Below are 14,597 nucleotides of genomic sequence, written 5' to 3' on the forward strand. Positions count from 1 at the left end.
TGCGTAAGCTATTAATAATTATCAGGATGAAGTGTTCTTTCTCTTCTAAATCGTCGATTTTAGAACGTCACATTCATTCCAATGAAGTGCATTCGTCCATCAAATGTTCCACTTAGGTTTCCACCCAGTAGAATATGGTTTCGGTCAATCTCAACGGAACCTAGGTCAGTGTACTCATAGAAGAAGTCGATGGTATTTTCACCCCAGTTGGTGGCAGCGCCGAGCGTGTATCGGTATTGCTCACCCACGGGTAAATCAACCCACTGCATTGACGGGTCGTCTTGCGGCGAGGTTTCGTATGAGAAGCCTGCTTTTAAACGCCAATCGGCATTCAGTCTGTAGTCTGTACCCACGGCGAATTTCCATGTGTCACTCCAGCTGCGTTCGATATCAAGAATGCCTGTCCCAGCACCGAAATCCATCGCGGTATTGTCCATCGAGCTCCAGCGGTGGTATTGAACGCTTGCTAATAAATTAAGGTCTTGTGTCAGTGCGTATTGGCCGCTCACATCGATGATTTCTGGCACAGAAAGATCGGTCGAGATGCTATTCGACAAAGGAGAAGCCGGGAATAAATTGCCTAAGCCGAGGCTAAAGTTATGCTCCACTTTAGAGCGGTAGCTCGCCCCTATTGACCAAGTCTCTGAGTGTTTGTACATCACACCAAAGTTAAACCCAGCCGATTTATCGGTATCTTGCTCTGGCGATAGCATCGCCGTTGTTTGTTCAAGTGATGCCCAGCTCAGCATCGCGCCCGCACCGACAGACCAACGGTCATCAATACGGAAAGCCAGAGAAGGGTTGAATTGAAGGACGGTTAAGGTCACTTCATCAAGCGCGTTGGCGCCGGCCCAATCATTACCATAAGAAATACTTGAACCACCCACTGCACCCAGTGCTAGCCCAAGGTGAAGATCTTCTTCGAGCTCCATCGCGTGGAAGACACCAATGGACGGCATAACCGTATGGCCCTTCGCATCGCCATTATTGGCGTTGTCGGTGTATTCCATTTCAAGGTCTAGCAGCAGGGTGTTGACGGTTGTTTTGCTTTCACCCATATGAGACATGGTGGCTGGGTTGGTCCATATTGCGGCCGCTGATTGGGTATAGACACCATCACCTGCACCTGCTGTACCTGCATTTGCTACGGTGGCTTCTTGCATTAGTATGCCACTGGCATGAGCGGATGTTGCGGAGAATATGGCTGCACCTAGTAGGGATAAAGCAAATAGAGAGGAGCGGTGCGTGGAAGAATTGGTATCACTGAGAGCACAAGACTTTGTTGTTTTCATGGTTTAGTCACTTTTTTTGAAGCTTCCTTGCCTCGACGGAAAGCCTATGAATCCTTGTGACATAGACGGGTAAATTTGCGTTGTATTATAACTAACCGTTCTCTTACAATTGGAATAAGGAATATTCCAATTGAACGCTTGTACTGAGCTTGTATAAATGGTTAAAAGCCTCGCTGAATAATTAAGCTCTGTTTGCTTTTGTTCTCAATCATGGGTATCGAGGAAGTAGGTTCAAAGATAAGGTGTGATAACAGACAGATGAATGACTTGAACGCAATACACGTATTTTTAGCGTTGATGCAAACTCGCTCGACTCAAAGGGCTGCAACCAAACTGGGACGCTCACAATCTTATGTGTCGAAGGTATTGGCTCAGCTTCGAGAAGATCTCGGCGATCCCCTATTTCTTCGTAATGCCATGGGGCTTGCTCCGACGAGTTACGCTGAATCGATAGAGCCTAAAGTTCGAAATGCCATGGAGCAATTAACCATCGCGCTTGAGCCTGAAGAGTTTGATCCGAGCGCGTTAGACAAAATCACGATTCATGTTGTTAGCCCTTATCTGGCCCATATTGGTAAAGACTTAATCATGGCGTTAAGAAAAGAGACGCAAGCACTGATTGAACTTCGAGGGTGGACGAATAACTCTGAGGAACTCATTTTGTCGGAAGAGGTCGACATTGGGGTTCATGTCATTAATGATAAACCCCAGTCTTTTTTCCAAAAGCGTGTTCACTCTGGCGCTGGGTATTTTGGTGGTAATCTGGAAGGGGAGTTCGTGAAATTCATCATTCCAGGTGTCAACGAAACACAGGAACATTTTCAGGTATTAGATCCCAGTATTGAAGTGGGGATCATCGTCGATAATCAGGTGGTGATGGATGAGTTGATGGACACCTGTTTCACGTTGAGATACGAACCTTACTTTGAATCAAAACACCATCTAAAGCTCAATATTGATGTGGCATTAATCACGAAAGCCTCACTGCGTCATTCCCCGAAGCAGCAGTGGTTAGCCAATATCATCGAACCTATCATTAAAGGGCGAGTGGAGTCTTGGATAGGCGGAAACAAACAAGACTTTACGGGGTAGATGTTTCTCGGCTTTGAATTGCCAATAAACCACGATATAAAAAGGGAAGCACGATTGACGTGCTTCCCTTTTGCGTTGTGTTTCGTTATTGCGTTGTATGGCGCTTTGTTACAGAGCGATTAAGCTTTAATGGCGTAAAGGACAGACTCGTTTTAAAGAGCTGACAAGTACGATTTATACGCCTTTAATCGAACGGTCGCGCCACCGATTATGTCCATAAAGCCGAGCATAGGGTGCGGTTTGTTTGCTGATACCCAACCCGATCCGGTAGAACCAATGGGTACGTTGTAGCCTTCCGGCTCTTCAAATTCAATGATAACGGTACGACCATGCGATCCCATATTGTTGCCGACATGCTGGCGTACGTGCTGAGACCCATTGATGACGGAGACGCGCGCTTCACCTGTCCCCGTTGTTACGCTGTGAACTCGACCACGGAAGATTTCGCCAGGGTAAGCATCCACATAGAATTCCGCAAATTGACCTATTTCAATGCCGCGGAATGTTTGGTCAGCAATACGCATTTCAACGAATTTTTTATTGGTGTTGTACAGATGCATATTACCAACACGAGTCCCATCTACGAGGTTGGTGATCGACAGTTGCCCATCGAATGGCGCGCGTACTTCACGTCGTTCATTTTGCCATTTCGCGGTTGCTATTTGTGCATCAATGGCCAAAATTTGTGCATGAGCTGAGGCGATTTGTGCATGAGTCGATTCAATGCTGGTTTGCAGGTCATCGCGTGTTGATTGTTGTGCAAAATCGTTGAGCTTCTTTAGTCGATCTAAATTGCGCTCATCGTTTTCTATCTGTAGCGTCAATGCCAAAATTTCTGCATGTGCCGCTTTCTTTTGCGCGTCTAACCCTTCGAGTTGGTACACGGTATCTTCCGACTTGAGTGTGTAAATCAAATCGCCTTTTTTGACCATCTGGTTGTGGTCAACAAATACTTGTTCGACTTCTTGCCCAATTAACGGGCTCAGTACCGCATGCGGTGCTTTGACTGTTGTACTGTCGGTTAAATCAGCGGGTGACCAGAATCGGTGTGCCGTAAAGAGTGCAACGGCCAAGAGTGCCCCTGTACCCACGATGATGACAGCGTTGCGAAGTGTCCAAGTAATCACACCTGTTTTGACTAGAATCCAACAGATGAGTACATAAGGCAGCATAATTTCTTTCATGACTTATTCCTCTACTTTCATGGCTGGAGTAACGGCAGGGTTTCGGCCATTTCGGATAATGTTTGACAGTTCTTTCGCTAATACATCCCAACGAGCAAAGGCGATGATGATAGCGAGTACCCACCACGCTTTGTCGATGAATAGGCCACACAGCGATAAAGCAAACACGATTTGAGTGTGAGCACTCGACATTTCTGCGGCTTTATGAACAGCAACCTCATGTAGCTGCCAGAAAAGGTAAATAACGTAGATAATGATGGCAACGGTGACGAAGAAGACAAACCCCATGAATATCTCAGAGTCCAAGAGTTTTAAAATCGTTGGGTAGCCGGTCGAGAAATACTCTTCTGGAAGGTCTTTTCCATGAACGGTTCCAAGCTTTGATAGCCCGACAGAAGAGCCGACTAAGATACCGATGGTGAGTATCGCTTTCACGATGAATTTGACACTTGAGATAACCGTCCTAGTCAATTTTTCCCATGTTCCTTCCTTAGACTCTGGGATAGCGTTATTGGTAGACATAATGTGTTTTGCCTTAATTATTGATATAGCAAAACACTCTACACAAGGGTGTATTTTTTATGGAATAACGGATATTCCATAAAAAATAGGAAGATCGATTAGCCTCTCGCCGCTCAAAATTTGTCTGTTTATTTAACCATTCATTTTTAGTGAGTTATCGGCTTGTTGATTGAGTGGGAGGAGTGTGTATCTCCTATGTATCTAATTGATTTCACTCTGTAATAAAAGTGTGATGAGAGCGCCTGATTTTGCGTGGCATGACTGCTATTCGACTATGCAATTAGATCTATAAATGTACTGCCGTATAATTTTAATGCCCTTTATACCCCCAGAACTAAGGAATCTCTATCCTCATGAAATTCAGCACAAAAGTACTTCTTTTAGGCACAGTTGTAAGCCTGCTTGGCTTGTCTGTTTTAAGTGTTATTCAATACCGAATAATGAGCAAAGAGGTGGAGAAAACCGTTGAAACCACCATTGAGTTGGCCACCAGCCAGGTGGCTGAATTGATCAATGGCGAGCTTCAAAGTAAAAGGCACATTGCGAACTATGTGTCTGAACTACTTTCGAATAGCGATCAGCAATCGGTGGGTGGTTTAATTGAGCAACAGAGCCTCGCTTCGACTTTTGTGACGACTGGTATCGGCTATGAGCATGATGGCTCGATCATTCATAATGATTCGGGTTGGATAGCCCCTTCTGACTGGGATTCTCGTTCTCGCCCTTGGTATAAAAATGCCAAAGCGCTAGGTAAGCAAAGCGTTACAAAACCCTATGTTGATGAAGGCACAGGTGCTGTCTTAGTGTCTATTTCTCAGCCAGTTTACAAGAACGGTCAATTTGTTGGTGTGACATTCTTTGATGTTGATCTCTCGTCTTTAGCGGAATTGATCTCTAACGTTCTACTGGATTACGCCACTGTCTTTGTCGTGGATATGGATGGCACAGTGATTGCGCATCCAAATAAAGATTTTCATGGTGAGTCTATTTCCGCCGTCACGGGTAACAATAGCAATGCTCTTAAGCAGAACGTTCAACTCATCGATATCAAAGGGGATCTCTACTACCTGGATTACCATTCTATGACGACTGAGGCTTGGTTGGTTGGTATTTTAATGCCATACGACGAAAGCCATGTGGCACTGAAAGACTTGACGAAAACGGTGGTGGTTGTTTTCTTCGCTCTTGTTGTGATCTCTGTGGCGGTATACATCTCGGCATTAAAATTTTTGATGCGCCCACTCGCTGACCTCAATGAAGCGATGAAAAATGTGGCTTCGGGTGATGGGGATTTGACGAAGCGCTTAAGCACCAATACAGACCAAGAATTTAAAGAGCTAGCGATAAGCTTCAATGGTTTTGTCTCTGTGATTCAAGATCTTATTCAACGCACCAAGCAATCTGCAACCCAAATAACGCAGTATTCAAGTATTGCAGCAAGCAGTGCCAAAGACTCTGAGGCACTGCTGCACACTCAGCAGCAAGAAGTCGAGCAACTGGCAACCGCCATGAACGAGATGTCGACAACCTCTGGTTTAGTCGCTAAGAACGCTCAAAGCGCAGCAGATTCAGCGCAACAAGCGGATGTGGCGACTGGAAATGGTAGTCGCATCGTGATGGAGACGACGCAAGCTATTCAGCAATTAGGCCATCAAGTTGATGAGTCTATGAGTGCGGTGAAAGATCTGGGGAACTCAATCGGTAATATAGAGTCAATAGTGAGCGTTATTAATGAAATCGCCGATCAAACCAACTTATTGGCCTTGAACGCGGCGATAGAAGCCGCCAGAGCAGGGGAGTCAGGGCGAGGTTTTGCGGTTGTGGCCGATGAAGTGAGAACGTTAGCAAAACGAACTCAAGATTCCACGACCGAGATCCGAGCAATGATCGATAAGCTACAGAGCAACTCAGAGTCAGTGACTCATACTATGAACACGAGTCACAGCCTAGCGTTATCCACCGTAGAGCAGGCCCAAACGGCGAACCATGCGCTCGAAGAGATTCGTGTCGCGATCTCATCGATCAATGACATGAACATGCAAATTGCGGCTGCGGCAGAAGAGCAAAGCCTTGTTGCTGAGGAAATTAATAACAATACGGTCAGCATTAAAGACCTATCCGATGAAGTGGCCGGTAAGGCTTCCCATACGAGTGCTCAAGTTGCCCAACAGTCTGAGCATATTAGTGAACAAAATACGCAGCTTAATCAATTCAAGGTCTAAGCCGATCACTCGTGTTGATTCCTCTCAATGACTTAAGCTAAGTAGTATTACGGAAAAAAACAGATGACGGTTGGTCCTCAATTGAGAAAATTGGAATCAACATGTCATTCTGTAAGTTTAGGTGCCAATCTATTTGTCCAAAAAATGCATCTACATGACATAATTGTTATCCATATAGGCTAGCGTGATGAACGTGACACTTGTGAGCATAATAATGATTAATTCGTATTTACCTATTTTGTATTTATCTATAAGGAAGCATTGATGAATCTTCAACAGCTTGACTTGAATTTGTTGAAAACCCTATCGGTTTTACTGCAAGAAAAAAACACGAATCGAACTGCAGAACGCCTTAATACAAGTCAGCCCGCTGTGAGTCGAAATCTAGCAAAGCTGAGAGATCAGCTCGGTGATCCGCTGTTTGTACGTCAATCAAGAGGATTGAAACTGACGCCAAAAGGTGAAGAGTTGGCTGATCGCTTACCTAAAGTTCTAGAAGATTTATCAGAAGCCTTGTCGGGTGAACAATTTTCGCCAGAGAAGCTGGTGGGTGTGATTAAGATTGCGCTGAATGGCTTTCTCATTGAAACACATGGGCATCGATTGTACGAAGCGATCACGCAGTCAGCGCCCAATGTTACCGTTGAGCTGTTAAACTACTCGACAAAAACCACCGCCGAGCTAATGAATGGTGAAGTCGATTTTGCACTGAGCTATTATCCTTTAGACGCACCGAAAGAGCTAAGACAGGTGGCGGTTGGATTACTGGATTATGTAGGGATCGTTCGTAAGAGCCATGTACTAGCACAGAGAACCGTCTCGGTGCATGAGGTTATAGAGTATGACATCGGTGGGCTGATCATTCCTGAATTTAATAATCGACGTATGCTATTGGAAGATTTTGTTGAGACCCAAGATTATTTCAGGCCTAAGTTACGCAGCCATGTCATCAATCCGCTACTTCGAGCCGTGAGCAGCAGTGACATGGTGTTCGTTGCGCCGAAGTCTTTAATGCAAGTTATTGATAATGATCGCTACAGTTACGTTGAAGTACACGATGTAGAGAAACGTAATCAAACGAAAGTTGGGCTTGTGTATAACAGCAAGTATTTGAGATCGGCTAAGTTTCGCTGGGTCGAGTCGATTTGCGACGCTATTATTCCACCAGATATGCTAAAAGATTAACCTGCCTTTCATGGCGACAGCCTATTGAGGCTTTTGTGTAAACCCGAAAGTGAAGTGATTCACGTTCGGGTTTTTATTTATCCGTCAGCCAAAAGTGTGTGAGTGGCTAGAACTGATAGTTGTATTCAATACGGTGATCGCCCGTTTGGAATCGATTGTTTTCGTTCCAGTTGGCAAAATAGCGCACGTTTGAACGTGGGTTTATTTGGTAGTTTATCGCCGCTTCATGAAGCAAGACGGTATCGTCTCCCCCCAAACCATGGTGCTTATAGAGATCAGAGCCAGAGACCGTTCCCATGTACATTGGGTTATAGTTCAGCCAAATTTTATCCGTGATTTCAACCTTACTGTAGAGTCCTGCCACATAGAAGGTGCCATGAATATCCCAGCGATCTTGCAGCTGAGCATCACTCCCGTTTGAAGCGTTCGGTAACTCTTCACCAAAAGCCATGCCCAGGCCAGCCAAAGGATATAGATTCACGGGCCCCATTTTTGGCAGTGCCTGGATAAGGCTATAAGAAGCTGAGCCCTGGGCACCAAGGTCTTTATCGAAGGCAATGCTCACGTCTACCTGCGATCCGCGACCGTTGGTGATATCGACACCAAAGTTACGGTAACGAAAAGAGTCAATACTGTCATCAGCGCCACGACCATTCCAACCTAGTGTTTCACCCGCGACTCCTTTGACTTCAAAGACGTTCATGCCCATGGTGGTATCGCTTCCCGTGTCATAGGTTTGACCCACCTTTAGGTTGATGCCTTTGTCGGTATAGCCTATGCCAGCCTGAGTAAAGACGGCCAACGGATCTGACATGTCTTGGATGTCATCTTCAGCAAGAACGTGGGTAGAGAAAAAGACAGCCGTTGTTGCGGCTAACGCTGAAAGGGAAAGGATCTTGTGTCTTGTCATGGTATTACTCCAGTCAAATGGGAGAAGTAATATCCTTTTACTTCAATAAACTGGAGGTAAATATATAGAACTGGTAAGGGCTATCAATGACCTAAAGGGTATACAGATTATACACTTTAGTTATATCACTCCCTTGAGTTCCTTTGAGAGAAACCACGGATTAGATCGCCACGTTAATGTGGTTGGAGTTCTTCAAGCACATGGAGCAAAGACGGACGTATGGTTGGCGCTAATTGGATAATATCAGGGCAAGGTTGAACAAGGTCGGGGATTTGGTAGGTCATCATTTCAGCGGCAATGGCGGAACGAACGCCGTTATTGGAGTCTTCAAACGCAAGACACTGCTTTGGATCGACACTCAAACGTTCGGCAGCCAGCAAATAAATCTCAGGATGCGGCTTACCATGTGCCACTTCACAGCCCGTTGTTAGGTTGTCAAAGAAGTGATCCAAACCAGCAAGATTCAGTTTTATTTTCGCGACGTCTTTTTGCGTTGAGGTGGCGACTGCGGTCGGAATATTGTTCGATTTCAACCAAGTCAGAAGCTCAACCACACCTTCTTTCACCGGAATGGCCTGATGCTTAACCACGGCATTATAGCGATCACGCCATTCAACATGCAGGGCAGGGTAGTCAAGATCAGGCCCATAACCTTGACGGATGACCTGCTCAATTCCTGCCGAGTTGCGCCCAATAATTGAAAGGTAGACATCTTCTAGAAAAGGCACGTTTTGCGCTTGGCATGCTTGTTTAAAAATAGACATACACACACGTTCGGTGTCGAGTAAAAGTCCATCCATATCAAAAATAGCGGCTTGAAAGTTCATGAGGCTCGTATCGTTTATCTTTCTTCAAAGGGGCGGTATTGTGTCACGTTTTATTATCGACAACCATAAATGCGAGCCATATGTCGTTGAAATAACAGCATGTTAAAGCAACGTTTTTAGGTTGTAGCTAAAGGGTAATCATTAAGAGGTAATTTATGTGAATATCGCTGGCCGAATTACCTAGATCAATGAAAGTGCTTTTAATCATTTTTTGCATCGTTTCAATCGACAAAATTCCATAAATAACCCTCGACAATAAACCTGCTCAGCGAGTAATGTCATACAAATAAAACCCTATATAAAATGTGGTTATGCAAATGAAAATCAACATCATTTGTGAGCCGCAAGTGGGCGCACACGATCATTCCCTACCTTAATCTCATTTCGAATTTTCGTGAGACAGCGGTATTGAGCACAATGAACACGTGATTGCGTCTTGATATACGAGCGAGGAACCCATGATTCAGATTGTCATCGATGGCAAATTCAGGATTGTTGAACAAGGACAGTCACTATTAGAAGCGTCAAAAGTGTGTGGATTAGAGATCCCATCGCTGTGCGGCTTAAACAAGTCGTCAGACAAAGTACCCTGCGATTTATGTGTGGTGGAAGTCGAAAGCGGTGGCCTGCAGCGTTCGTGTGAAATCGAAGTCTACAACGGCCTGAACGTTATTACACAATCGCAAGCATTGAGTGATCACCGCAAACAAGCGTTGAATAAAATCATGACCGATCACTACGCTGATTGCGAAGCCCCGTGTAAAACCGCGTGTCCGGCGGGCGTCGATATACAATCCTATCTGTATCATATCGCTCAAAATGATCACCAAAAAGCGATCGAAGTCATCAAGCGTACTCTACCGATGCCGCTGTCAATCGGTCGCGTTTGTCCTGCGTTTTGTGAAACGGAATGTCGCCGTAACTTGGTGGATGAATCCATCGCAATTCGCCAGCTTAAGCGCCACGCCGCTGATGCCGATCTGGCCGCCCAAGAAAGCTACACACCGCCAAAAAAAGAAGAGAAAGACAAGCGAGTCGCCATTGTGGGTGGTGGCCCAGGCGGATTAACGGCGGGGTACTACCTATCCAATGAAGGTTATTCCGTCACCGTTTTTGAGTCGATGCCGAAAGCGGGCGGATGGCTGCGCTATGGTATCCCTGAATACCGATTACCCAAGAGCATTCTCGATAAAGAAATTGAGCTGATGTGTCGCAATGGCATGGACATCAAAACCGATCATAAGTTGGGTGAACAAATCACCCTGTCACAGCTCAGTGAAGACTATGACGCGGTATGCCTCGCGGTTGGGGCTTCCGCGGCTGTTGAGATGAACTATACGGGCAGTGACTTTGATGGCTGTTACTTGGGTGTGGATTACCTGAAAGATTACGTGACCGATAAAAGCTATACGACGGGTAAAAAGGTCGCGATCATTGGTGGCGGGAACACCGCGATTGATTGCGCTCGAACCGCGGTTCGTGATGGCGCGGATACCACGCTTATTTACCGCCGTACGCGCGATGAAATGCCGGCCGAAGATTACGAAATTGAAGAAGCGGAACACGAAGGGGTGAAGTTCCACTTCTTGACCAATCCGGTAGAAAACATCGCCGATGAACATGGCCGTGTGAAAGCGATTCGTTTAGAGCGCATGAAGCTTGGGCCTGCTGATGCATCGGGTCGTCGAAGCCCAAAACCGACGGGTGAGTACTTTGTGGAAGCGTTCGATACGGTTGTGGCGGCGGTCTCTCAAAAACCTGATCTGAGCTTTATGGATGATGAAGCCCTTGAGATCCCACTGACACGCTGGAATACCGCGGATGTGGATCCTGACACCCTACACAGCGGAACAGGCAATATTTTCAGCATTGGTGATTTTCGCCGAGGCCCTGCCACAGCGGTCGAAGCGGTGGGCGATGGTCGCGTTGTTGCGGGCGCGATTGATCGATTCTTTAACGGTGACATGGAGAATATCCCAGTCACACCGTTTAACTCTCGCAAAGAGAAACAGCTCAAACAGATTGATCCTCTTCAGTTTGAACACTTACAAAAAGTGGCTCGTGTCATTATGCCGGAACTCACTGCTGAGCAACGTGAACAAAGCTTTGAAGAGGTTGAAACAGGGTTTGATAATGCCGAAGCAATTGCGGAAGCCGCACGCTGCCTAGAGTGTGGATGTCAGGCCAATACCCAATGTGACCTTCGTGATTACTCCACGCAATACGGCGCGGTGCAAACCTTTAATCTAAGCGAGCAACTCAGCCAAAACGTAGAAATGCAGTCGGACGACTACTGGCAGCAACTGCGCGCTAAGGACACGCGCCAGAAGTGCGAGGTGGATGAGAGTTCAGAGTTTGTTGTTTTCGATGCAAATCGTTGTATCAGTTGTGGCCAGTGTGTTCAAGCCTGCCGAGAGCAATCGGTTCATGGCGTACTCAGCTTTATGACCAACAAAGATGGAACCCCCGCCTCACGGCCTGAGTGTCGTCCAAATTTTGGTATGAATGGCACGGCGATGGGCGATTCCAATTGTGTTCAGTGTGGCGCGTGTGTGCAGGCTTGCCCAACAGGCGCCATGACCGACGCTCGAGACCGTTCACAAGGGCGCAAAGAAACGTTGAAAGCCGTGGATACGATTTGTACCTATTGCGGCGTGGGTTGTAAGTTGACCATGTACGTCGATGAAGCGAACAACAAAATTCGCTACGTGGAAGGGGCTGACTCTCCCGTGAATGAAGGCATGTTGTGCGTGAAAGGGCGTTTCGGCTTTGACTTTATTTCTGATGATACCCGTTTAACCACGCCACTGATTCGCAAAGATGGCTGGCTGCAACCGGCGACATGGGAAGAAGCCATTGCGCTGATTGCGGATAAGTTTGGCTCCATCAAACAGAGCTTTGGTGGCAATGCTTTGGCCGGTTTCTCTTCAGCAAAAACAACCAATGAAGATAACTACGCCTTCCAGAAATTCATTCGCCGTGAGCTGGGCACGAACAACGTTGATCACTGCGCGCGCTTGTGCCACGCATCGACAGTAACAGGGCTTGAAGCGTCGCTCGGCAGTGGGGCAATGACCAACGATATTCCAAGTATCAAGCATTCTGATGTGATTTTTATTATCGGTTCGGATACCACGGCAGCGCACCCTATTATTGGTTCGCACATAAAACAAGCGGTTCGCCACCATGGCGCTCGCCTCATTGTGGCAGACCCTAAACGCATCGACATTGCCGATCACGCTGAGCTGTATTTGGCGCACCGCCCTGGCACCGATGTGATGCTACTTAACGGTGTGATGCAGCAGATCATTAAGCACGGTTGGTACGATCAAGAGTACATTGAAGAACGTGTGGATGGCTTTGATACCCTGCTTCAAGAAGTCATGTCACCGAACTACTCATTAGACAAGGTTGAGCTGGTCACCGGTGTCAAAGCCGAAGATGTCTTTGCGATGGCGCGCTTGATTGGCACGGCGGAACGAACCGCTGTTTACTATTCAATGGGTATTACTCAGCATACGACGGGTCACGACAATGTTCGCTCGATAGCAAACTTACAACTGCTGTGTGGCAATATTGGTATTGAAGGAGGCGGTATTAATCCGCTGCGTGGGCAGTCAAACGTGCAGGGTGCGTGTGATATGGGCGCGCTACCTAATAATTTCCCGGGTTACCAGAAAGTATACAATCCGATGGTTCGGCAGAAGTTTGCGATGGAATGGAACGTCACCGACCTACCAGCAGAGATTGGATTAACGCTGACAGAGATAATCGATTCTGCGTGCAAGCGTGAGGTTCGAGGATTATACGTAATGGGTGAGAACCCAGTGCTGAGTGATCCCAATCAAGCGCACGTCATTGAAGGTCTTGAAGCGCTCGATTTCTTAGTTGTGCAAGATATCTTCCTGACTGAAACAGCCCAGTATGCCGATGTGGTTCTGCCTTCGACTTCTTTTGCTGAAAAAGCCGGACATTTCACCAACACGGAACGACGTGTTCAGCGCCTAACACCTGTTGTTAATCCGCCTGGTAAAGCCAAAGAAGACTGGAGAATCATTCAAGATATCGCCATTGCGATGGGCAGTGATTGGGACTATCGAAGCGTCATGGATATCACCAATGAGATCGCTCGCGTGACACCACAATACGGCGGTTTACGTTGGGAAGCCATCACAGCCGAAGGGGTTCAGTGGCCGAGTAACAAGAAAAACCCAGATGGCACTCGAATCATGCACCAAACCCAGTTCACTCGTGGTCGCGGGCAAATGGAAGCTATTCCATTTAGATACGCCGCCGAACTGCCTGATGAGGATTACCCACTTGTTCTGACCACTGGGCGTGTGTTGGAGCAATTCCATACGGGCACCATGACGCGCAAAACCAAGGGGCTCAACAATCTAGCTGGGCCAAGAGCGATGGTCAGCGTGGCAGACGCGGAAGCGTTAGGTATCAGCAATGGTCAAATGTTACGAGTGTCGACGCGTCGTGGCTGTATTGAGATTGCCGCGTTCATTACCAAGCGAATGCAAAAAGGCGTGGTGTTCATCCCATTCCACTTTGTTGAATCGCCAGTGAACCGTTTAACCACAACCGCCACCGATCCGCACGCCAAAATACCGGAATTTAAGGTTGCCGCGGTGAAAGTTGAAGCGCTTGTTCCTGGTGAAGTGGATTGCGAGTGTAATGATGTGGTGTCGATGTAATTGATCCAGTTAGACAGGATGAAAAACGAAGCCAGTTTGTTGAATTCAGCAAACTGGCTTTTTTGGAGTATTGATTGACGCAATTTAAACGAATGCGGCTTTGCATTCAGCAATTAACAGTGTTTATAAAGCATGAGTCTCCAGTTGATCCACTGTTGCTGTCGGGGTGTTGAAATCACACGATTCAACCCTATTTCTACCTTCACCTTTTGCTTTATAGAGCGCTATATCGGCTCTCTTAATTAGGCCATCAATGTCATCACCGGGTTTGAATATTGAAATTCCCATACTCGCGGTTAGTGTCCCTACTGTAGTAAAACGATGATCAGAGACAGTAACCCTGATCATTTCCATTAATTCATATGTGCTCACATCATCCGATTCAGGACAGATGATTAGAAATTCCTCGCCGCCAAATCGACCGATAAAATCAGTTTTCCTAATCTTTGCTGCGAGTAAGGTTGAAAGCTCTTTCAGCACTTTGTCGCCAACCTGATGACCAAAGTCGTCGTTAACCTTTTTAAAGTAGTCAAGATCCAAAATAACAACACCAAACGTATGATTAAACCTCTTGCTTCGGTTAACTTCTATTTGGAGAAGCTCATCAATCTTTCGGCGATTATAGAGGCTTGTTAGTTTGTCTGGGCGTTGTTGCCTAAA

The 14,597-nt window shown here is 46.5% G+C and carries 10 protein-coding genes; 4 read left to right on the forward strand and 6 right to left on the reverse strand.

What is annotated here, in order from left to right:
- Window positions 1-59: 59 nt before the first annotated feature.
- A complete protein-coding gene (locus BCU12_RS06060) occupies window positions 60-1,292 on the reverse strand; it encodes an outer membrane protein transport protein (protein ID WP_102403456.1) in 1,233 nt (410 codons plus the stop codon).
- Window positions 1,293-1,550: 258 nt separating this feature from the next.
- Here BCU12_RS06060 and BCU12_RS06065 point away from each other — a divergent pair, with 258 nt between their 5' ends.
- The gene (locus BCU12_RS06065) at window positions 1,551-2,384 is read left to right on the forward strand and encodes a LysR family transcriptional regulator (protein WP_102403457.1); all 834 of its coding nucleotides are present in this window, start codon (window positions 1,551-1,553) and stop codon (window positions 2,382-2,384) included.
- 152 nt (window positions 2,385-2,536) lie between these two features.
- Here the strand turns inward: BCU12_RS06065 and BCU12_RS06070 are convergent, their stop codons facing one another.
- Window positions 2,537-3,568, reverse strand: coding sequence for an efflux RND transporter periplasmic adaptor subunit (locus tag BCU12_RS06070; protein ID WP_102403458.1), 1,032 nt, complete (start codon window positions 3,566-3,568; stop codon window positions 2,537-2,539).
- 3 nt (window positions 3,569-3,571) lie between these two features.
- Complete coding sequence (locus tag BCU12_RS06075; RefSeq protein WP_102403459.1) at window positions 3,572-4,090, reverse strand: magnesium transporter; 519 nt, start codon at window positions 4,088-4,090, stop codon at window positions 3,572-3,574.
- Between the two features lie 353 nt (window positions 4,091-4,443).
- Between BCU12_RS06075 and BCU12_RS06080 the strand changes: the two genes are divergently transcribed.
- Both BCU12_RS06080 and BCU12_RS06085 read left to right on the forward strand, forming a co-directional pair.
- The gene (locus BCU12_RS06080; RefSeq protein WP_102403460.1) at window positions 4,444-6,312 is read left to right on the forward strand and encodes a methyl-accepting chemotaxis protein; all 1,869 of its coding nucleotides are present in this window, start codon (window positions 4,444-4,446) and stop codon (window positions 6,310-6,312) included.
- A 264-nt stretch (window positions 6,313-6,576) separates the two neighbouring features.
- Window positions 6,577-7,497 (forward strand): LysR family transcriptional regulator, encoded by a 921-nt coding sequence (locus tag BCU12_RS06085; RefSeq protein ID WP_102403461.1) that lies wholly within the window; start codon window positions 6,577-6,579, stop codon window positions 7,495-7,497.
- A 106-nt stretch (window positions 7,498-7,603) separates the two neighbouring features.
- On the opposite strand, the gene BCU12_RS06090 is transcribed toward BCU12_RS06085, so the two are convergent.
- Both BCU12_RS06090 and BCU12_RS06095 read right to left on the reverse strand, forming a co-directional pair.
- On the reverse strand, window positions 7,604-8,407 hold the full coding sequence (locus tag BCU12_RS06090; protein WP_102403462.1) for a hypothetical protein: 804 nt from the start codon (window positions 8,405-8,407) through the stop codon (window positions 7,604-7,606).
- A gap of 173 nt (window positions 8,408-8,580) precedes the next feature.
- Window positions 8,581-9,234, reverse strand: a complete 654-nt coding sequence (locus BCU12_RS06095; RefSeq protein ID WP_102403463.1) for an HAD family phosphatase — start codon at window positions 9,232-9,234, stop codon at window positions 8,581-8,583.
- 458 nt (window positions 9,235-9,692) lie between these two features.
- On the opposite strand from BCU12_RS06095, the gene fdhF reads away from it, so the two are divergent.
- On the forward strand, window positions 9,693-13,937 hold the full coding sequence (fdhF, locus tag BCU12_RS06100) for a formate dehydrogenase subunit alpha (RefSeq protein ID WP_102403464.1): 4,245 nt from the start codon (window positions 9,693-9,695) through the stop codon (window positions 13,935-13,937).
- A 123-nt stretch (window positions 13,938-14,060) separates the two neighbouring features.
- On the opposite strand, the gene BCU12_RS06105 is transcribed toward fdhF, so the two are convergent.
- On the reverse strand, window positions 14,061-14,597 hold a 537-nt coding region (locus tag BCU12_RS06105; RefSeq protein ID WP_133153819.1), incomplete at its 5' end, for a GGDEF domain-containing protein.

It is taken from the genome of Vibrio sp. 10N.261.55.A7 (assembly GCF_002877365.1).
In the GTDB taxonomy this organism is placed as follows: domain Bacteria; phylum Pseudomonadota; class Gammaproteobacteria; order Enterobacterales; family Vibrionaceae; genus Vibrio.